The organism is Sulfitobacter sp. S190 (assembly GCF_025141935.1).
Lineage (GTDB): Bacteria > Pseudomonadota > Alphaproteobacteria > Rhodobacterales > Rhodobacteraceae > Sulfitobacter.
The window spans coordinates 1,910,601-1,931,172 of the sequence record NZ_CP081120.1; the positions used below are offsets into that span (position 1 = coordinate 1,910,601).

Annotated in this window: 20 protein-coding genes; 11 read left to right on the forward strand and 9 right to left on the reverse strand. The window is 61.2% G+C overall.

Annotated elements, in window-relative coordinates:
• The first annotated feature begins 61 nt into the window (after positions 1-61).
• From cysG to K3756_RS09695, 7 genes are all read left to right on the forward strand, one after another.
• Positions 62-1,456 (forward strand): siroheme synthase CysG, encoded by a 1,395-nt coding sequence (gene cysG, locus K3756_RS09665; RefSeq protein ID WP_259986965.1) that lies wholly within the window; start codon positions 62-64, stop codon positions 1,454-1,456.
• Complete coding sequence (locus tag K3756_RS09670; RefSeq protein ID WP_259986966.1) at positions 1,456-1,752, forward strand: DUF2849 domain-containing protein; 297 nt, start codon at positions 1,456-1,458, stop codon at positions 1,750-1,752. Before cysG ends, K3756_RS09670 begins: the two co-directional genes overlap by 1 nt.
• Positions 1,752-3,416: a nitrite/sulfite reductase gene (locus K3756_RS09675; RefSeq protein WP_259986967.1), complete on the forward strand. Its 1,665-nt coding sequence runs from the start codon at positions 1,752-1,754 to the stop codon at positions 3,414-3,416. The genes K3756_RS09670 and K3756_RS09675 overlap by 1 nt, the downstream gene beginning before the upstream one ends.
• Positions 3,406-4,134 carry a phosphoadenylyl-sulfate reductase gene (locus K3756_RS09680; protein WP_259986968.1) on the forward strand — a complete coding sequence of 243 codons (729 nt, stop codon included), beginning with the start codon at positions 3,406-3,408 and terminating at the stop codon, positions 4,132-4,134. The genes K3756_RS09675 and K3756_RS09680 overlap by 11 nt, the downstream gene beginning before the upstream one ends.
• On the forward strand, positions 4,131-4,532 hold the full coding sequence (locus K3756_RS09685; RefSeq protein WP_259986970.1) for a DUF934 domain-containing protein: 402 nt from the start codon (positions 4,131-4,133) through the stop codon (positions 4,530-4,532). The genes K3756_RS09680 and K3756_RS09685 overlap by 4 nt, the downstream gene beginning before the upstream one ends.
• A 74-nt stretch (positions 4,533-4,606) precedes the next feature.
• A complete protein-coding gene (locus K3756_RS09690) occupies positions 4,607-5,455 on the forward strand; it encodes a ferredoxin--NADP reductase (protein ID WP_259986972.1) in 849 nt (282 codons plus the stop codon).
• 84 nt (positions 5,456-5,539) lie between these two features.
• The gene (locus K3756_RS09695; protein WP_259986974.1) at positions 5,540-6,238 is read left to right on the forward strand and encodes a M50 family metallopeptidase; all 699 of its coding nucleotides are present in this window, start codon (positions 5,540-5,542) and stop codon (positions 6,236-6,238) included.
• A 53-nt stretch (positions 6,239-6,291) separates the two neighbouring features.
• Here the strand turns inward: K3756_RS09695 and K3756_RS09700 are convergent, their stop codons facing one another.
• A complete protein-coding gene (locus tag K3756_RS09700) occupies positions 6,292-7,344 on the reverse strand; it encodes a hypothetical protein (protein ID WP_259986976.1) in 1,053 nt (350 codons plus the stop codon).
• 207 nt (positions 7,345-7,551) lie between these two features.
• Here K3756_RS09700 and infC point away from each other — a divergent pair, with 207 nt between their 5' ends.
• The gene (gene infC, locus K3756_RS09705) at positions 7,552-8,103 is read left to right on the forward strand and encodes a translation initiation factor IF-3 (protein WP_409202439.1); all 552 of its coding nucleotides are present in this window, start codon (positions 7,552-7,554) and stop codon (positions 8,101-8,103) included.
• Between the two features lie 63 nt (positions 8,104-8,166).
• On the opposite strand, the gene K3756_RS09710 is transcribed toward infC, so the two are convergent.
• The 6 genes from K3756_RS09710 to K3756_RS09735 all read right to left on the reverse strand — a co-directional run bounded on the left by K3756_RS09710 (position 8,167) and on the right by K3756_RS09735 (position 16,270).
• Positions 8,167-10,095 (reverse strand): OmpA family protein, encoded by a 1,929-nt coding sequence (locus K3756_RS09710; protein WP_259986978.1) that lies wholly within the window; start codon positions 10,093-10,095, stop codon positions 8,167-8,169.
• 151 nt (positions 10,096-10,246) lie between these two features.
• On the reverse strand, positions 10,247-11,038 hold the full coding sequence (locus K3756_RS09715; RefSeq protein ID WP_259986979.1) for a xanthine dehydrogenase family protein subunit M: 792 nt from the start codon (positions 11,036-11,038) through the stop codon (positions 10,247-10,249).
• Positions 11,039-11,178: 140 nt separating this feature from the next.
• Positions 11,179-13,542 (reverse strand): xanthine dehydrogenase family protein molybdopterin-binding subunit, encoded by a 2,364-nt coding sequence (locus K3756_RS09720; protein ID WP_259986980.1) that lies wholly within the window; start codon positions 13,540-13,542, stop codon positions 11,179-11,181.
• 152 nt (positions 13,543-13,694) lie between these two features.
• Complete coding sequence (locus K3756_RS09725; protein ID WP_259986981.1) at positions 13,695-14,180, reverse strand: (2Fe-2S)-binding protein; 486 nt, start codon at positions 14,178-14,180, stop codon at positions 13,695-13,697.
• Positions 14,181-14,291: 111 nt separating this feature from the next.
• Complete coding sequence (locus tag K3756_RS09730; RefSeq protein WP_259986982.1) at positions 14,292-15,296, reverse strand: molybdopterin-binding protein; 1,005 nt, start codon at positions 15,294-15,296, stop codon at positions 14,292-14,294.
• The gene (locus tag K3756_RS09735; protein WP_259986983.1) at positions 15,293-16,270 is read right to left on the reverse strand and encodes an XdhC family protein; all 978 of its coding nucleotides are present in this window, start codon (positions 16,268-16,270) and stop codon (positions 15,293-15,295) included. Before K3756_RS09735 ends, K3756_RS09730 begins: the two co-directional genes overlap by 4 nt.
• 165 nt (positions 16,271-16,435) lie before the next feature.
• Here K3756_RS09735 and K3756_RS09740 point away from each other — a divergent pair, with 165 nt between their 5' ends.
• A complete protein-coding gene (locus K3756_RS09740) occupies positions 16,436-16,672 on the forward strand; it encodes a BolA/IbaG family iron-sulfur metabolism protein (RefSeq protein WP_259986985.1) in 237 nt (78 codons plus the stop codon).
• 103 nt (positions 16,673-16,775) lie between these two features.
• Positions 16,776-17,138, forward strand: coding sequence for a Grx4 family monothiol glutaredoxin (gene grxD / locus K3756_RS09745; RefSeq protein WP_259986986.1), 363 nt, complete (start codon positions 16,776-16,778; stop codon positions 17,136-17,138).
• 88 nt (positions 17,139-17,226) lie between these two features.
• Here grxD and K3756_RS09750 read toward each other — a convergent pair whose 3' ends face one another.
• Together K3756_RS09750 and K3756_RS09755 are read right to left on the reverse strand one after the other, a co-directional pair.
• Complete coding sequence (locus tag K3756_RS09750; RefSeq protein ID WP_259986987.1) at positions 17,227-17,619, reverse strand: cell division protein ZapA; 393 nt, start codon at positions 17,617-17,619, stop codon at positions 17,227-17,229.
• The gene (locus K3756_RS09755) at positions 17,619-18,116 is read right to left on the reverse strand and encodes a coiled-coil domain-containing protein 22 (protein ID WP_259986988.1); all 498 of its coding nucleotides are present in this window, start codon (positions 18,114-18,116) and stop codon (positions 17,619-17,621) included. Before K3756_RS09755 ends, K3756_RS09750 begins: the two co-directional genes overlap by 1 nt.
• 250 nt (positions 18,117-18,366) lie before the next feature.
• Between K3756_RS09755 and tkt the strand changes: the two genes are divergently transcribed.
• Positions 18,367-20,385 carry a transketolase gene (gene tkt / locus K3756_RS09760; RefSeq protein ID WP_259986989.1) on the forward strand — a complete coding sequence of 673 codons (2,019 nt, stop codon included), beginning with the start codon at positions 18,367-18,369 and terminating at the stop codon, positions 20,383-20,385.
• Positions 20,386-20,572 lie beyond the last annotated feature (187 nt).

Below are 20,572 nucleotides of genomic sequence, written 5' to 3' on the forward strand. Positions count from 1 at the left end.
TCTAGCGCAATATGGGAATATTTTCCTATATTGAACCTCAAGCAACAAAGGACCGCGACAGATGGACCATTTCCCGATTTTCCTCTCCACACGTGGCCAGCGTATTGTCGTGTCGGGTGGCGGTGATGCCGCATTGGCTAAATTGCGGCTGCTGATGAAGTCCGAAGCCAAGATTTCGGTCTACGCTGCAGACCCGGCGCCGGAAATCGAGCAATGGCATCACGAGGGGCGTCTGTCGCTGGTGGCGCGGCCCATGGATTACGGGGATCCGATCTGTGCGCGGCTTTTTTATGGCGCGAACGAGGACGAAGCCGAAGATGCCCGCACGGCCGGCATCGCACTGTCATGTGGCGCTCTGGTCAATGTGGTCGACAATCTCGCCGACAGCCAGTTTATCACACCCGCCATCGTTGACCGCGACCCGGTCACCATCGCGATCGGCACCGAAGGCGCAGCGCCCGTGCTGGCGCGTGCCATCAAGGCCGATCTGGAAGAGCGCCTGCCCCAGTCGCTGGGCGTGTTGGCGCGTATAGGCAAGACCTTTCGAAAAGCATCCTATGCCCTGCCCTTCGGCCGTGCCCGTCGCGATTTCTGGCGCGATTATTATTTCAACGCAGGACCCAAGGCGATTGCCGATGGCGAAACGGCCGTGCGCCCCGCGCTGGACGCGCTGCTAGGGGATCATCTCAACCGGACCCAACGGGCGGGGCATGTTGCCTTTGTCGGCGGTGGTCCGGGTGATCCGGAGCTGTTGACGCTCAAGGCACGCCGCGCGCTCGATGAAGCCGATGTCGTGATCTACGACCGTCTGATCACGCCAGAGATCCTCGAACTTGCCCGCCGAGAAGCCGTGATGATCGATGTCGGCAAGGAAGGCTTTGGCCCCTCGACCCCACAGGAACACATCAATGATTTGCTGGTTGAGCATGCGGCAAGCGGCGCACAGGTGGTGCGTTTGAAATCGGGCGACAGCACCGTTTTTGGCCGTCTGGATGAAGAGATTGACGCCGTCGACGCGCACGGCATCGGGTGGCATATCGTTCCGGGTATCACGTCCGCCTCTGCTGCGGTGGCGGCCATTGGTCAAAGCCTGACGCGACGGGGCCGCAATGCGTCGGTGCGGTTCCTGACAGGCCATGACACCAAGGGCTTCGCCGACCACGATTGGAAAACACTGGCCCGTCCCGGCGAAGTCGCCGCCATCTACATGGGTAAGAAGTCCTCGCGGTTCATTCAGGGCCGCCTGATCATGCACGGCGCGGACCGGCAAACGCCTGTCACCCTCATCGAGAACGCATCGCGCCCCGATCAACGGGTGCTCGAAACCACGCTCGACGCGCTGCCCGCAGCGTTGGAAGCGGCAGAGATGACCGGCCCCGCACTCACCTTTCTCGGTCTCGCGCCCCGCGCGGCCTTGGCCCTCGCCCCCACGATCCCGAACCAGGAGTTCGCATAATGCCCAAAGCTTTCAAACCCTCCGTCATCACGGCCAATGCCCTTCTGGAAGGCGACGTTGTCTACATGGGTGCCGATGAGTGGGTGCGTGACCTGAGCGATGCCGAGGTCATCACCGACGAGGCCGTCGCCGATCTGCGCATGATCGAGACGTCCGCGCAATCGGATCTCGTGGTCGGCGTTTATCTGGCCGAGGTCGACATGACGCAGGGCGCCCCGGCCCCCACCCATTTTCGCGAAGCTTTCCGGGCCAAAGGCCCGTCCAACTATGCGCACGGCAAACAGGAGAGCCTGTAATGTACAGCTACACCGACTTTGACGCCAAATTTCTGGCCGAACGCAACGCACAGTTCCGCCAGCAGGTCGAACGCCGCATCGACGGATCGCTGACCGAGGATGAATTCAAACCACTGCGTTTGATGAACGGTCTCTATTTGCAACTGCACGCCTATATGCTGCGCGTCGCGATCCCCTACGGCACGCTGAACGGCGGCCAGATGCGCGCCCTGGCCGAGATCGCCGACAAATGGGATAAAGGCTACGGCCATTTCACCACCCGCCAGAACATCCAGTATAACTGGCCGGAACTGCGCGACGTACCCGACATGCTCGACGCACTGGCCGAAGTGAACCTGCATGCGATCCAGACCTCCGGCAACACCATCCGCAATGTAACGGCGGACCATTTCGCGGGCGCCGCCGCAGACGAGGTCGCCGATCCCCGCCCGATTGCAGAACTGATCCGCCAATGGTCGACCGACCACCCCGAATTCCAGTTCCTGCCGCGCAAGTTCAAGGTGGCCGTGTCCGGATCACAGCATGACCGTGCCGTGATCAAGGCGCATGACATCGGTTTGCGCATCGTCGAGCGCGATGGTGTGCAGGGGTTCGAGGTGATCGTCGGCGGGGGCCTTGGGCGCACGCCAATGATCGGCAAGGTACTCTATGATTTCGTCGCCGCCGAAGACCTGCTTCCGACCCTCGAAGCGATTGTGAGCGTCTACAACCTGCTGGGACGGCGCGACAATAAATACAAGGCACGTATCAAGATCACGGTCCATGAGAACGGGATCGAGGATATCCGCGCGCGGGTCGATGCCCGCTACAAGCTGATCCGTCCGCAGTTTACCGGTGTCGACCAGCAGATGCTGGCGCGGATCGAGGCGGATTTTGCTCTTCCTGCCTTCAAGACGCAGTCACTGGCCGCCTATGAAAGCGCCTATACCAACGATCCGGTATTTCGCAGCTGGGCCGATACCAACCTCGCCGATCACCGGGCGCCGGGTTACGCGATCGTGTCGATCAGCCTCAAGGCCCACGGCGCGACGCCGGGCGATGCAACATCGGAGCAGATGCGCGAAATGGCGGCATTGGCCGAAGAATTCGGCCATAACGAGTTGCGCATCAGCCACGAGCAGAATGTTATCCTGCCCCACGTGCACCGCGCCGATCTGCCTGCCCTGCACGCGCGGTTGAAATCCGCCGGTCTGGCCACGGCGAATATCGGTTTGATCAGCGATATCATCGCCTGTCCCGGTATGGATTACTGTGCGCTCGCGACCGCCCGTTCCATCCCAATCGCGCAGGAAATCGCGACCCGTTTCGACGCGCTGAAGCTGGAGCACGATGTCGGCCCGCTGAAGATCAAGATTTCGGGCTGTATCAACGCCTGCGGTCACCACCATGTGGGCCACATCGGTATCCTCGGGCTGGACCGCGCGGGTGTCGAGAACTACCAGATCACGCTGGGAGGTGACGGCACAGAAGACGCAACCATCGGCGAGCGCGCGGGTCCGGGCTTCAGCGCGGATGACATCGTTCCGGCCATCGAGCGGTTGGTATATGCCTATCTCGACTTGCGTCAGGACGCGGGCGAGACGTTCCTGCAAACCTATCGCAGACTGGGTCTGGCGCCGTTCAAAGCGGCTCTCTACCCCGAGGCAAAAGCCGATGCCGCTTGATCACGCCGGCGCTTTGGCCGAGCAGGTCGACGCGCTCAACACCCAGCTCAAGCACCATGCCGCCGTCGATGTGTTGCGCACCGCGTTTGATGCAGCGCCCAACCTGGCCCTGGTCAGCAGCTTTGGTGCAGAAAGCGTAGTCTTGTTGCACCTTGCGTCCCGCGTAAAGGCAGATGTGCCGGTGATCTTTATCGATACGATGTTGTTGTTTCCCGAAACGCTGAATTACCAGCGCGAAGTGGCCCGCACGCTGGGTCTGCGGCGGGTGCAGGTCCTGCGTGCCGATACGGCCACCACGGATCCAGACGACACATTGCACCAGCGCGATCCGGACGCCTGTTGCGATCTGCGCAAAACGCAGGTCCTAAATACGGCGCTGGCCGATTTTGACGGCTGGATCACGGGCCGTAAACGTTACCAGTCCGGGCGGCGCGCCGATCTTCCCGCCTTTGAGGTCGAAGCCGAAACCGGTCGGATCAAGGTCAATCCGCTGGCGCATTGGACGCCCGAAGACGTGCAGACCTATATGGTGGAAAACAACCTTCCCCGTCACCCGCTGGTTGCACGGGGGTATCCGTCCATTGGGTGCGCGCCCTGCACCACACCGGTGGCTGCGGGCGAAGACCCGCGATCAGGGCGCTGGCGCGGTCAGCAAAAAGATGAATGCGGCATCCATTTCGTGAACGGAAAGATGGTGCGAACAGGAGCGACGATATGAGTGTAATTATAAACGACACCGGTTTTGTGTCCGACGACTGGACACAGGGCTACTGCGCCGAAGGGGCGGCCAACGATTGCGTGGCCCTCGACCTGCCGTCCGACACGAACCCCGAAGAGGTCGCACTGACCCCGGCGTTGCGGATGATCCGCGTTGATTTCCCCTCTTCTGCCGATGGCCGCGGTTTCACCATCGCGCGCGCCTTGCGCCTGCGGGGCTACACCGGTCGGCTGCGCGCCCGCGGGCATGTGCTGTCGGATCAATATGCGATGGCGCGACGCTCGGGCTTTGACGAGGTGGAAATCGACGACGCCCTTGCCGCCCGACAGCCTGAAGATCAGTGGCAATTCCGCGCCGATTGGCAGGCGCATGATTATCAGGACCGTCTGCGCGGCTGACCGCCACCGCCCGCTTTCCAAAAAACCGCTGTTCTTTGCAAAAGGGACGGCCTAAAACCGTTGGTACAGAAACAATGACCGAAGCCTCCCCCGTGACAACCGCCACAGCCAAAGCCGTCCCTACCCTGCCCGACGCACAGACCGTCACGCAGGTGAAACACTGGACGGACCGTCTGTTTTCATTCCGTGTGACCCGCCCCGCCTCATTGCGGTTTCGGTCGGGTGAATTCGTGATGATTGGCCTCATGGGCGATCCGCATCCCGAAACAGGCAAACAAAAGCCGTTGCTGCGGGCCTATTCCATCGCCAGCCCCGCGTGGGATGACGAGCTTGAGTTCTACTCCATCAAGGTGCAGGACGGTCCGCTGACGTCCAAGCTGCAGCATATCCAGCCGGGTGACGAGATTATCCTGCGGCCCAAGCCCGTTGGCACCCTCGTCCACGACGCCTTGCTGCCCGGCAAGCGCATCTGGTTTTTCGCAACCGGAACCGGATTTGCACCCTTTGCCTCGCTCCTGCGTGAACCGGAAACCTATGACAACTACGACGAGGTCATCATCACGCATACCTGCCGTGATGTTGCCGAGCTTGAATACGGCCGCCAATTGATCGAGGACATCAAGAATGACGAGCTGATGCAAGAACTCATCGGCGCGGAAAACCTTGCGAAGATCCGCTATTATCCGACGACGACCCGCGAACAAAGCCCGAAGATGGGCCGCATAACCACGCTGCTGGAAGACGGCACCGTGTTCAAGGATCTCGGCATCGACAAGATCTCCGCAGATACAGACCGCGCCATGGTGTGTGGCTCGATGGGGCTGAATACCGACATCAAGCAAATCCTCGAAGGCTTCGGTCTTGAAGAGGGTGCGAATTCCGATCCCAAACATTACGTCGTCGAAAAAGCCTTTGTCGGCTGAGAATATACACGTTGAGACAGCGGGGCGTACAACACCAGGGTGCGCCCCTTTTTCGTTGCGGGGTTTGACAAAGGCGCAGGCCCCGTGCCCCATCACCCGATGAGCTATATCAGGGGACATTGGCAACTGTTTGCCATTCTGGCCGTGGTGTTTGCCCTCTGGCAAACGCCCGTGGTTCTGCCATTGAAGATCTTCGTCGTATTCCTGCACGAACTGGCGCACGGGCTGGCGGCCATATTGACTGGAGGCCGGATCGAGGCAATCTCGATTTCGGTGGATCAGGGCGGGTATGCGGTCACCCGTGGGGGCAGCGGTTTTGCGATCCTGTCCGCGGGTTATCTGGGCTCGCTGTTGCTTGGCGCCGCTTTGCTGGTATCAGCCTTGCGCAGCGATGCCGACAAGATCGTGCTCGGCGCGCTGGGTATGGTGATGCTGATCGTTTGCGCGCTTTATATCCGTGACGGTTTTGCCCTGTTGTTCTGTTTGGGGGTTGGTTTTGCGTTGATCGGAATGGCCGGCGCACTGTCACATGACATCTGCGATCTGGTCTTGCGGGTCATTGGCCTGTCGAGCCTGATTTACGTCCCCTACGATATTTTCGACGATACGATCCGGCGATCAAGCCTTCCCTCGGATGCGCGGATGCTGGCGGAGGCCGTCGGCGGCACCGCGCAACTGTGGGGTGGCATCTGGCTCGTGCTTAGCGGGTTGGTGATCTATTGGTGTTTGCGACACGGCATCGGTGCGCATAGCAATCTGTGGCCGCGCACGCCCTCTGCATGAAAAAGCCGCGCCCGTAACAGGCGCGGCTTTCTCGGGTTTTCATCTGGAATAGGTCAGAGACCCATAGCTTCGCGGATGTTCTCCAGCGCCGCCTTGAGCAGGTCGGGATTGTCCCGCGCGGCTTGCAAACCGCTGGTCAACGCCGTCTTTTGCAATGCACCCAGATCGCTTTCGTCGATCATGGTCGCGACCTTGTCCATGTCAAAGCCGTCAACCGTCAGCAGGTCCGCCGCCGATGTCGCCTCTGTGGTGGTGTCCACGGTCACTTCCTCTGTCCCGTCGGTCGCAGCTTCCGCGGCCTCGTCGACGTCGCCTGCGGTGACATCTGTCGCGCCTTCGGCGGCATCCTCAGTTGCCTCAACTGCGTCAGTTGCTGCATCTTCAGTGGCCTCGGCTGCATCAGCAGCGGCGTCTTCGGTCGCTTCGGCTGCGTCCGCTGCTGCGTCCTCGGTCGCTTCCGCCGCTTCTGCTGCCGCTTCCTCGGTCGCTTCAACTGCATCTGCTGCAGCGTCTTCTGTCGCTTCAGCCGCGTCTACCGCAGCGTCCTCGGTCGCTTCCGCCGCTTCTGCTGCTGCATCCTCGGTCGCTTCTGCCGCGTCTACCGCCGCGTCTTCTGTCGCTTCAGCTGCGTCTGCTGCCGCATCCCCGGTCGCTTCCACCGCGTCCTCGGTTGCCTCGACTGCTTCCGTTGCTGCATCTTCCGTCGCTTCTGCAGCGTCTGTCGCAACTTCTTCGGTGTTGGCCGCTGCGTCTTCGGCGGCTTCCTCGGTCGCGTTCAATGCGCCATCGACGGCATCCGCGGCATCATCGGCAAGTTCCGACGCAGCATCGGCCGCGTCATTGGCTGTTTCCGCTACCGCATCCACCGCGTCGCCTGCCGCATCTGCAACGGCATCTGCGGCATTCGCGGTTGCATCCGCTACCGCTTCACCGGCATCCGCAGCAGCGTCTACTGCATCGGCGGCAACTTCGCTCGTGGCTTCGGCAGCTGTTGTGGCGGTTTCGGACACATCGGCTGCGATTTCCTGCACGCTACGGCCCGAATAAAGCATGTAAGCGCCCAAGGCGATCACCGCGGCAATCACGATCCAGACAAGATTTTTCATTGATAATTCCCCTCATTTTCATCCAGCCCGCCTACTTCTGTGTGACTTGGCCGGTTGGATGCTCAAATGCGCCTGCACATCCGCAGGATCAAGGGGAAAACGTGGCAACAGACAACAGGGTTCCGTATTTTTTTCAACTTGAAGGAAGGGACTTAGAAGTCTATTTTGCAATCTCGATACAGAGCTCACAATCAAAGGACGTATATCATCGCTCGCAGACCACACAACGCGCCGCCCCAACGTGACACCGGCCCGCGCGTCAACGAGAACATTCGCTCATCCGAAATCCGCCTGATCGGCGCCGAGGGTGAAAATGTCGGCGTCGTCAGCCCCGCACGTGCCATGGACATGGCAGAAGAAGCCGGACTTGACCTGGTTGAGATTTCTCCCAACGCCAATCCGCCCGTTTGCAAGATCATGGATTTCGGCAAGTTCAAGTACGAACAGCAAAAGCGGGAATCCGAAGCGCGCAAGAAGCAGAAGATCATCGAGATCAAGGAGGTCAAGTTCCGTCCGAACACCGACACGAACGATTACGATGTTAAAATGCGCAACGTATACAAGTTTCTCGAGAACGGCGATAAGGTGAAGGTCACCCTTCGGTTCCGTGGGCGTGAGATGGCGCACCAGAATCTGGGGCGCGAATTGCTTGAACGTGTTGCCGAAGACACCAAGGAACACGGCCGCGTCGAAAACTTCCCCAAGATGGAAGGCCGCCAGATGGTGATGCTGATCGGCCCGTTGCCGAACAAGGCCTAACCCGCGCATCGTTTAGATAAGTAGCCCCCGCCGGATCATCCGTCGGGGGCTCTTTTTTTTTGCTCAGTTTCCGTTTGATGCCTGTCTCAAAAGGGTCGTGATGTTGCGGACCACCGCGCGGCGGTTCGCAGGCTCCGCATCGGATGTGTCCACTTTCAGTGCACTCTCGCCGTACCCTTGCGTGATCATGTTTTCCGGCGGCACATCAAAATACTCGCTAAGCGCCAGCGCCACCGTTTCGGCCCTGCGGTCCGATAGCGCGAGGTTGTAGGTGGCATCCCCTACCGCATCGGTATGGCCTTCGATCAGGAACACAGTGCGCGGATCCTCGCGGACCAGTTCGGCCAGAGCATTCCCAATGCGCGACAGGCTCCTGGCTTGCTCGGGCTGGATCGCCGCAGAGCCGCTCGCAAACCGTACGGCGTCAAGCTCGATCTGCGGCGCAAGCGCACGGACCTGTTCGATCTCGCGTACCTGCCGCAGCGAGAACACACGATCCTGTGCGCGCGCCTGTTCGGCGATAAGCGCGGCACGCAGGTCCTCTTCGCTTGTGGTGCCAGCACTCTGGGCCTCTGCGACCGGCGCATCGGGCAGCGTGCTTACATCAACTTCGGCAATCTCTTGCGTGTCGTCGAACAACAGGATTTCCTGACCATCGGGCGTGATGCTCAGCCGACGCAGGACTGTTCCGTCCGCGGCGCGAATTGTCACAATACGGCTGTCATCCTCACGCGTCACAGTGGTCCGGGTTGATCCGTCGTTGAACGTCTCGGTGCGGACCGCGTTGCCCGGTTGACGCAGCAGCGCGTCATCGTCCTTGAGCACCCGCAACTGGCCATCACGTTGCACGACGACCCGGTCGCCCGACCGGCTGACCACTTCGTCTCCGTTATCGAGAAGTTGACCAACTGCGACGGCCCCCAGACCCAGCAGGAGCGCCTTTTCGAATTTGCTCAACCCGTCATCGTCGTCGGAGCCGCTCGCCTCTTCGGTTCCGGTGGCTGTCGTCTCGAACTCCTCGCTCGATGCGCGCACGTCCTCTTCGGTCAGCGTCTCTTCCTGAACATCGGCAGTATTTTCGCCGGCATCGGCATCGGCCGCCGCCGCGGCTGCTGCGGGTTGCTCTTCCGCTGCGGTTGCGGATTGTTCCGGCGCTTGCTCATCGGTGACCTCCGTTGAAGCTGTCTCATCCGCGGGAGCCGTATCGGTATCAGCGCCGGTGTCGGCAATCGCGTTTTCCCCTGCGTTTTCTTCCTGACCGGCAGTTTCTACTTCGTCCGCCACATCTGCATCGGTATTGTCGCCTTCTGCCACCGCTTCTGCATCAGAGGCCTGAGCTTCAGCATCTTGCTCCGCGGCGCCCTCTGCGGCCACATTTTCATCTTCTGTCTCGGTTGCTTCTTCAGCCGCGGCTTCTTCCTGCACGTCCGCTTCGGGCTCGGCAGTTCCAGCGGCGGTATCCGTCTCGGCCCCGTTGGTCTCGGCCTCTGTCGTGCCTGCCTCCGGCTCAACCCCATCGGCTGTCTCAGCTTCTGCAGCCTCGCCTTCGGCCTCCGCCTCAACTTCTGCTTCGCCCTCGGCCTCCGTCTCTACGTCTTCAACCTCAGCGGCATCCTGCGATTCACCATCTGCCTCTGCTTCCGCCTCTGTCTCAGCGGTGTCTTCAGCCTCCGCTTCTACCTCAACATCGGCTTCTGTCTCAGCATCGGCCGCCGTTTCTACTTCAGCCTCAACCTCCGTCTCAGCATCTCTCTCGACTTCAGCTTCTACCTCAGCCTCAGCTTCCACCTCTTCGGCGGCCGCAGCGGCTTCCTTTTCCAGGAGCGCTTCTGCATCCGCCGCGGTCTCGAGTACGACGCCGTCGGGCAGCACGCACGGGAAGCTGCGCGCTTCGGCATCGTCGGCACAGGCCTCCTGCGCTGCGGCGCTCACCGGCAGGCTCATCGCCAACGCAACGCTCAGCGCGGTCGAGGATTTGAGAAATTGTCTCATGGAATGCATCCTTCGTGTTCGAGGCCGCGATGCGGTGATCGCACGGGCCGTACCGCACAACGTACGGAACACAACGGAGTTCCACCTGCATACGCAAATGCCGCGCGGTTCGGCATGAACCCGCGCGGCATTTCCAAAAGTCAAAAGCGTCTTAGCCGAGGGCCGCGACCGCCCGCTTCGTCATCACACCGACCAGATGCGCACGGTAGGCACCCGACCCATGCAGGTCGCTGATCATTCCGTCCGCCGGCACACTCAAACCGGCGACCGCATCGGCGGAGAAATTTCCGCTCAGCGCCTGCTCGGCCTCAGTCCACCGGAACACGCCGTTCTCAGAGGCACCAGTCACGGCAACCCGCACACCATCGGCAAATTTTGCCACAAATACCGCGACGAGCGGAAAGCGGGACGCAGGCTGGATGTGCTTTTCGTAATGCGCCGATTGCGGAATCGGGAATTTTACCTCCGTGACGATTTCGCCCTCATCCAGCGCCGTTTCGAACATCCCCTGAAAATAATCATCCGCCGCAATTTCGCGCGCATTTGTCACCACAGTCGCCCCCGAGCCAAGCACGGCGGCCGGATAGCACGCAGAGGGATCGTTATTGGCGATTGAGCCACCGATTGTACCGCGATTGCGTACTGCCGGGTCACCGATCCGGGCCGCAAGCCCGGCCAATCCCGGATAGCTGGAGGCCGCTTCTCTGGCGACGGTCGCGTGCACGGTGCCGCCACCGATACACAAACGGCCCTCGTCGTCTGTACATACCCCCTTCATCTCGTCGATCGCACTCAACGATACGAGCTTGGAAGGTTGCGCCAGCCGCGCCTTCAGCGTCGGGATCAGCGTCTGCCCCCCGCTCAGCGGTTGGGCCTCTTCCGCCCCGAGCGCATTAACGGCATCCGCAATACTCTTGGGCTGTTCCACATCAAAATTATACATCTCGTCTTCCTTTCCGTCAGCGATCGCACTTGGCTTATGCACGCGACCGGCTGCTTCATCTTGCCTTTAAACTCACGGGCGCTTGCGCCCTCCAGACGCAGGCGTCGGGGAAAGCCACCTGCGGCCTCCCCGACACGCTCTCACCCGTTCATCGCTTCCCAGACACGTGCGGGGCTGACAGGCATGTCGATATGCTCGACGTTCTTGCCCCCCGACCGCATCGCATCCAGCACCGCGTTGACCACCGCAGGAGGGGATCCGATCGCCCCCGCTTCGCCGCATCCCTTCACCCCGAGCGGGTTGTGGGTACACGGCGTCTGACACGAATGGTCCACGTCATAAAACGGCAGGTCGGACGCCCGCGGCATCGCGTAATCCATGTAGGACGCGCTCAGCAGCTGGCCGTTTTCGTCATAGGCACAGTTTTCCAGCAGCGCCTGGCCGATGCCCTGCGCCAGACCACCGTGCACCTGACCGGTCACGATCATCGGATTGACGATATTGCCGAAATCATCCGCCGCCGAGAACCGTTCGATGGTGACCAGCCCCGTTTCAGGATCGAGTTCAACTTCGCAGGCATAGGCGCCGGACGGGTAGGTAAAGTTCGCCGGATCGTAGAAGGCGGTTTCTTCCAGACCGGGCTCGATGTCCTCGAGCGGATAGTTGTGCGGCACATAGGCGGCGAGCGTGACGTCCCCCCAGGCAACCGATTTATCTGTACCTGCAACGGTGAACGCGCCGTCCTTCAGTTCGACATCGCCCTCCGAAGCTTCCAGAAGATGCGACGCCACCTTCTTGGCTTTCGCAATGATCTTTTCGGTCGCGCGCACCATGGCAGAGCCACCAACCGCAAGCGAACGCGAGCCATAGGTCCCCATGCCCATCGGCACTTTGGACGTGTCGCCGTGCACGATCTCGACCATGCTCTCGTCAATCCCGATCATTTCGGCGACGACCTGGGCAAAGGAGGTCTCGTGACCCTGTCCATGGCTGTGGCTTCCGGTCATAACAACCAGACCGCCCGTGGCGTTCACCCGCACGGTGCAGCTTTCGTAAAGACCCGCGCGTGCGCCCAGTTGCCCCACAAGGTTCGATGGCGCGATACCACAGGCCTCGATGTAGCAATTGACGCCAAAGCCGCGCAGTTTGCCCTTGGCCTCGGACTCCTTGCGGCGCGCTTCGAACCCGCCGACGTCCGCCATCTCCTCGAGCTTGTCCATTGTCGCGACGTAATCACCGGTGTCGTATTCCACCGCCACGGGCGTGGCATAGGGGAATTCGGTCACGAAGTTCTGACGACGCAATTTGATCGGATCGACGCCCAACTCATGCGCGGCCTTATCGACCAGACGCTCAAGCTGATAGGTCGCTTCAGGCCGTCCGGCACCGCGGTAGGCATCGACCGGCACGGTATTGGTAAAGACCGCCTTGACGTTCACGTAAATCAGCGGCGTCTTGTAGTTGCCCGCCATCAACGTGCCGTGCAACCACGTGGGCACCGAGGGTGCGAAAGTCGACAGATACGCGCCCATATTGGCGTAGGTGTCCGTGCGGATGGCGGTAAAGTTGTTGTCCGCATCCAGCGCCAGTTCGATCTTGGTCACGTGGTCGCGGCCGTGCGCGTCCGAGATGAACGCCTCCGAGCGGCTCGACGTCCATTTGACAGGACGGTTGCATGCCTTGGCGGCGAATGTGACGAACGCCTCTTCCTGATAATGGAAAATCTTGGTGCCGAAACCGCCGCCGACGTCCGGTGCCACAACGCGCAGCTTGTGCTCGGGGATGCCAAGCACGAATGCGCCCATCAGCAAACGGATGACATGCGGGTTCTGGCTGGTGGTGTAGAGCGTGTGATCATCGGTCCCGCGGGCGTAATCGCCGACCGCGACGCGCGGCTCCATCGGGTTGGCCACCAACCGGTTGTTGGTCAGCTCGAGCGTGGTGACATGGGCCGCGTCCTCGAATGCCTTGTTCACCGCGTCCTTGTTTTCCTCGACAAAACCCCAGTCGTAGCAAAGGTTGCTCGTCAGATCGTCGTGGACCTTGGTCGCGCCGTCCTTGACCGCTTCCTTCATGTCGACGACAGCAGGCGATTCATCGATATCGACGACAATCGCTTCCGCCGCGTCCCGGGCTTGCTCCAGCGTTTCCGCCACGACGGCGGCGATGGGTTCGCCCACATGGCGCACCTTGCCCTGGGCCAGAACGGGGTGGCCCGGTTCCTGCATCGGATCGCCGTGACGATCGGTCACCTGCCAGCCGCAGGGGATGGAGCCGACCCCTTCGAAATCAGCGCCCGTAAACACCTTGACGACACCGGGCATGCCACTTGCCTCGGACGTGTCGACGGATGTCAACGTGCCGTGTGCCACGTCGGAGCGCAGGAAGAACACATGCGCCTGTCCGTTGATGTTGATGTCATCCGTGTAATTTCCTTCTCCGGTCAAAAACCGGACGTCTTCGCGCCGCTTGCTGCTGGCGCCGATACCACTGTCCTTTGGCATTGTGTCTTTCCTCCCTGGGGGATGCAGCCTGTGCTGCATCTGACCGCGTGATGCCCCGCCTGTTGTACTGGTGCCGCTAAAGGGCATGCCTGGCGTTTTCGGGCCTGTTGTGATGGATGGCGCCGCGAGGATGCCGCGGGGCCGCGTCTTGTTTACTCGGCGGCGATTGCGCCGACGTCCTGACCGGACGCGGCCATGATCGCCTTGACGATGTTATGATAGCCGGTGCAGCGGCAGATGTTCCCATCGAGATAATGGCGCACTTCGGCCTCCGTGGGCTTGGGGTTGTCCTTCAGCAGCGCAGCTGCGGACATCACCATGCCCGGCGTGCAAAACCCGCATTGCAGCCCGTGATGGTCCTGAAACGCCTGCTGGATCGTGTTGAGCGTGCCGTCCGGCGCCGCCTGCCCCTCGATCGTGGCAACGTCGGCCCCGTCCGCCTCAACCGCGAACATCGAGCAGGCCTTGACCGCTTCGCCGTTCACGTGCACGACGCAAGCGCCGCACTGGCTGGTGTCACAGCCGACGTGAGTGCCGGTAAGCCCCATATCTTCGCGCAAAAATTGTACCAACAGAGTGCGTCCTTCGACATCGCCCGATGCGGGCTTGCCGTTCACGGTCATTGTCACCTTGGTCATTGATGTCCTCCCAGACAAAGTGTTCTTTTTGGTCCCTGCGTTCAGCATGCACAGAAGTCACGGCAAACGGGAACGTTTTTCTTCTGAAATCAAAACTGCCCCAAATCCCGATCAGGTGGGATAGGACTTTGGTGGTACCCCGCGCGGCTGCGGCCGGGTCGGGATCTCCTTGAGCAGCCCCCCCACCCCCATGCCCGCGATATCGGCGGCCGTTACAGGCACCCCGCAGACGACCCGGCTCAGCACCCAATCCGCACCATTAAGAGCAGGCGAACGTGCGCATCCCGGCAGTCCGATGACGGCCCTGCCCTGAAGATCGCCTAGAAACAGCAGGTTTCCCGGATCAACGGGCATGCCGAAGCGCGACACTTGCCCGCCCGCCTGCAACAATGCAGCCGGGGCCACATCGGCAATATCGCTGGTGGCAGACCCCGTCAGGATCAGGATCAATGCGCCCCGCGCCCCCGCAATCGCCTGCGCCAGCGTGGTCTGATCATGCGGTACCATCACAGTTTCGACCAATCCGACGCCAAGCGCCGAAAGCCGGTCCTCGATCGCACGTTTGCCCTTGTCGCCTGCACCGCCCGGGATTTCCGTGATGATCAGCGTCGCATCCGGCAAAACCGGCGCGCGCAGGTTCAGCGCGTCTGTTGCGAGCGCGCAGGCAGCCTCGACCGCGGCGCGGGGCACGGCGTAGGATATCATCTTGATCGTCGCAACCATCCCGCCCGATGCCATTTGCTGAAACGGCGGCACGGTGGCAATCGTGAGCATTGGATCAATCGCGTTTATCGCCTCGATGGCGGCAACATCCAGATCGACGACACCCGGTTCATCCGCGATCAGATTGACCCGTCCGGTGAAGGCCGCGGACCTGCGCAAGCCGACCGCTTGCGCAAGCAGTGCATCGGCCAGCAGATCGGCGGCCACATCCTCGCCCATATCGTCGGGGTCAAGCTGCGCCACGATCACCTGAGCAATGCCAGCGGCACATAACGCCGCGACATCATCGCCGCCCAGCACGACACCTTTGCGCAAGCGCCCATCCGGCAGTGCGACCGAATGGGCCAGCACGGCGCCCTCCGCCTCCGCCGTGGCAACGGGACCGAACCTCATGGCTTGCGCAACGTGTCGATCATTTGGGCGAGGATCGACACCGCAATCTCGGACGGACCGGCCGCCCCGATGTTCAAACCGACAGGACCGTGTATGCGCTCGACATCGGACTGTGCGAAACCGGCCTGCTCCAGCCGTTCCAATCGGGCGGCATGGGTCCGCTTGGAACCCAAAGCGCCGATATAAAATGCGCGCGACGCTAGTCCGACATGAAGGGCGGGATCATCCAGTTTGGGATCATGCGTCAGAAGAACAAGCGCTGTGCGCGCATCCACACCGACCGCATCAAGCGCGGCATCGGGCCAATCATTAACGACGCGTGCATCGGGAAAACGCGCCTGCGATCCGAATGCTTCGCGCGGATCGATCACCGTCGCATCGAAGCCCGCGATCTGGGCTATCGGAACAAGCGCCTGCGCGATGTGAACCGCCCCTACGATGATCAGCCGCAAAGGCGGATTGTGGATGGCAACAAAGGATTTGCCGTCGTCCTCGATGCCCGAACGGTCCATGCGAAACCGGTCGTCGTACCCCGCTTCGAGCAGGGCACGGTCCTGCCCGTCGAGCGCAACACGATATGCAATCTGGCGCCGCGCGGCGCGGTGCGCCACGAGCTCCTCGAGCATATCTTGCGGCAATCCGCCGTCGCCGACAGGTTCGACCAGCACGCGGATCGTGCCGCCGCAGGCCAGCCCGACGGCAAAGGCATCACCGTCGCTCACCCCGTACTCGAGCACCTTGACGGCGCCTTCCTCCAGCGCCTCGAGCGCCTCGAGCACAACCGCGCCCTCGACGCAGCCGCCCGACACAGAACCCTCCATCGCGCCATCGCCGGACACGACCATTTGTGAGCCAACGCGGCGCGGCGCGGAGCCCCATGTGTCAATCACCGTGGCCAAAGCAGCGCCTTTGCCCGCGAGGACCCATTCCAGCGCCTTTTCCGGCGCACCGTCGATGGTTGTCTCAACAGTCATGGCGGTATCCTTTCGAGGGCGTAGCGAGGCCGCAAGATGACCCGCGACGCGGTCAGCGTCTATCAATCATTGGTCGTAGGCAAGGGACGAACGCACTCACTTGCACCTTGCCCCCACCGCCACTACATCTTGTGCAAAGACACAGACCAATCCCGGAGATCCCCCATGCCGATGCAAGCCCAGGAAATCGAAGATCTGCTGCGGGCCAGCTTTCCTGACGCGAAAATCGTCGTTGAAGGCAACGATGGTGTGCATATGGCTGCGATGGTTGTCGACGAAAGCTTTCGCGGGAAAAACCGGGTCCAGCAGCAACGCGCGGTCTATGCGGCCCTGAAAGGCAAAATGGATGGCGCAAACGGCGAATTGCATGCGCTGGCCCTGACAACAAAGGTACCTGAATGATGATGATTTTGGCATTCGTGACAACCGGACTTCTGGTGGCAGCGGCCATCAAGGCATCCACCCCCAAGGCGCGCCGCGCCGTGGCGACAGCAAGGACACAAAAATGAGCGACCCAAAGACCCAGATCCAGGAACAGATCAGCACGAATGACGTGGTCCTGTTCATGAAAGGCACCAAGGAAATGCCCCAATGCGGATTTTCAAGCCGCGTCGCGGGTGTGCTGAATTACATGGGCGTGTCGTTTTCCGACGTGAACGTGCTGGCGGACGAAGGTGTGCGCCAAGGAATCAAGGATTTTTCCGATTGGCCGACGATTCCACAACTCTACGTCAAGGGGGAGTTCGTGGGTGGCTGTGACATCATCACCGAGATGACCCTGTCGGGCGAGCTCGATACCTTGTTCGAGGAAAAAGGCGTCGGTTTTGACAAGGAAGCGGCGGACAAGATCCGCGAAGCCAACGGCTGAGGCACTTTCCACGTACTGATACGGAAAAACCGCCGCTTCGGATGTACCGGAGCGGCGGTTTTTTTCGGCCTAAATGCGCAAAGGCACCCTAGCCTCCCGCTTTTTCGTCCACCTCGGCAGCAAGCGCCTCGGCCCGTGCGGCGATTTCGGCCAATGTGTCGGTCACGGATTGCGGCACCACAGGCACCTCGATGCGTTCGGGTTCAACAACCGTATTGCGCAGCCCTTCCAATTCGGCCTCGCGTTCCGCAAGCTGGGCGCGCACATCGGCAATCTTGTCCTCGACGCTCGCGGTCTTGTCGGCCAGCATCAGACCCGCCATTAGCAACATCCGCGCCTCGGGCATCCGCCCCACCTGATCCGACAGCACCTGTGCCTCGTCGTCCAGCATCTTGGCCGCGGCATGCAGATACGATTCTTCGCCGTCCTGACAGGCGACATCGAACTGGCGCCCGCCGATGGATATCTTGACCTCTGGCATCAGCTTGCCTCCTCGGAATCACCTTCGCCGGCCCGCTCGATCAGGGGCTGCAACCGCGACAGAATGACGTCGGCTTCTGCCACATCCGCCGCCCGCGCCGCGCGCAGGCCTTCGAGCTCGGCCAGCATGGCCTTGTTGATCAGATGCGGCTCGCCCACACCTTCGGTGTTTGCTTCGCGCAGGGCCGCGCAGGCATCTGTCAATTGGCTGTTGGCACGGCGCACGCGCTGCAACTCAATGTCCAGCTGCGCCATACGTCCCTCCGCTTCCTCGATCTGCGCCCGTAGATCGGTGGCTTCGGCTTCGGATTTCTCACGCAGGCTGCGCACTCTTTCCTGCAACTGCGCGTTAGCGGTCTTTTCGTCCTCGAGTGCCTGAAGCGTATCGCCGTCGGCGGCCGGTGGTTCCGCAGGTGCCCCCTGCAGCCTTTCCAGCCCGTAGGCCACCTGATCCATTGCCGCAGTGATCCGTCGCTGCAGCTCGTCTATATCGCTCATGCGTTCATCATCCTATCTGCTCGGCCCGTCCCGGGGCGAATCATCGCATCCGGTCTTAGCAGCATCATCCTACCCAAAGCATCCCGCAAATGCTGCCCCCGTTCAAGATCAGCAACTTGGCGCGCGCTCTTCACGCGGAACACGGCACGGCAGCATAGCGGCGCGGGCGCCGGTGCTTGATCTTTGGGTCGGGGCTGATATTGACGCGGGCAACACCTGCTATGGCCTAATCTCAAAGGAGCCGCACACCGTGGATCTCAAAGCACTCGCCGCCGCCAATCCCGAACACTGGTCCAAGGCAAACGCCATCCGCGCGCTGACGCTGGATGCCGTGACTGCCGCCAATTCCGGCCACTCCGGCATGCCCATCGGGATGGCCGATGTGGCAACGGTTCTGTTCGGCCGTCACCTGAAATTCGACGCCGCACAGCCCACTTGGCCCGACCGCGACCGCTTTATCCTGTCGGCAGGCCACGGTTCGATGCTGATCTACTCTTTGTTACATCTCGTCGGCGACGCACAGTTCCCCATCGAAGAGATCAAGAACTTCCGCCAATTGGGCGCGCGTACCGCGGGCCACCCCGAAAACTTCCTTGCCGACGCGATCGAGACGACGACCGGCCCGCTGGGTCAGGGGATTGCGAACTCCGTGGGCTTTGCCATGGCCGAAGAGATCCAGCGCGCGACGTATGGGGCAAAGGTCGTTGATCACCATACCTATGTCATTGCCGGTGACGGGTGCCTGATGGAGGGCGTCAGCCAGGAAGCGATCACAATCGCGGGTCGTCACAAGCTGAGTAAGCTCATCGTGCTGTGGGACAACAACAACATCACGATCGACGGTCCTGTGTCTTTGTCCGATACAACGGATCAACCCGGACGCTTCCGCGCGGCGGGCTGGGATGTGCAGGAAATTGACGGACATGACCCCGATGCCATCGATGCCGCGATTGCAGCAGCCAAGAAAACCGACACCCCCTCGATGATCGCCTGCAAGACCCACATCGCCTTGGGCCACGCGGCTCAGGATACCTCCAAGGGCCACGGCGCACTGACCAACGCCGAGCAGAATACGGCCGCAAAAGAAGTGTGGGGCTGGAAGGCAGGACCGTTCGAGATTCCGTCGGATATCAAATCCGCCTGGGAAGACATCGGCAAACGCGGTGTGACCGCCCGGCAGGAATGGGAAGAACGCTTTGACAAGATGCCCCGTTCGAAGCGCGAGACGTTCAACCGCGCCCTCGCACTCGATGCGCCCAAGAAACTGAGCGCCACCATCAAGGCGTTCAAAAAGCAGATGTCGGAGAGCGCACCGAAACTTGCAACGCGTGCGTCTTCCGAGAAAGTGCTCGAGGTCATCAACCCCGTGATGCCGGAGACTGTCGGCGGATCGGCCGACCTGACGGGGTCCAACAACACCAAGACATCTGATCTGGGCGTTTTCGACATCGACAACCGCGCGGGTCGCTATGTCTACTGGGGCATCCGCGAACACGGGATGGCCAGCGCGATGAACGGTATGGTGCTGCACGGCGGCGTGCGGCCTTACTCGGGCACGTTCATGTGCTTTACCGATTACGCCCGCCCCGCCATGCGCCTGTCTGCGTTGATGAAGCAACCTGTTGTCTATGTCATGACCCATGACAGCATCGGTCTGGGCGAAGATGGTCCGACCCACCAACCGGTCGAACATCTTGCGATTTCGCGTGCCACGCCAAACACGCTGGTGTTCCGCCCCGCCGACACGATCGAAACCGCGGAAAGCTGGGAAATTGCACTGACGCAGAAGGCGACACCGTCCGTGTTGTCACTGACCCGTCAGGGCCTGCCCACCGTGCGCACCGAGCATAAGACCAAGAACATGGTCGCTCAGGGCGGCTATACGCTGGTCGATGCCGAGGGCAAACGTCAGGTCATCCTGATTGCCACAGGCTCCGAAGTGGCCGTGGCCCTCGAGGCGCGCGACATCCTGCAAGCCGACGGCATCGGTACGCGCGTCGTGTCCCTGCCCTGCATGGAGCTTTTCGCCCAGCAGGACGAGGCCTACAGAAAGCGGGTGCTGCCCGGTGGCGCGGTCCGCGTCGGTATCGAGGCCGGTTGCCGTCAGGGGTGGGATCAGTGGCTGCTCGGCGAACGCGGCAAGTTCGGCAAGGCGGATTTCGTCGGCATGGACAGCTTCGGCGCTTCCGCTCCGGCAGAGGAATTGTTCGAGAAATACGGAATCACCGGCGCGAATGTGGCCGCCAAGGCAAAGGCCCTTCTGGGGTAAGATTCGCGACATGCGGGAAGTGATCGGGGCGAAGACGCATGTCTTCGCCCCTTTTTGTTAAGAAAATTATGAGCGGAAAACCGCCCGATAGGCCGAATTGCGCCCATTTTGCCATATTTTGAGCGATCTTCGGCCACAACTCCATTTTAGCGTTAACTAAATTTGCACCTTTCGGGCACTAGCCTAG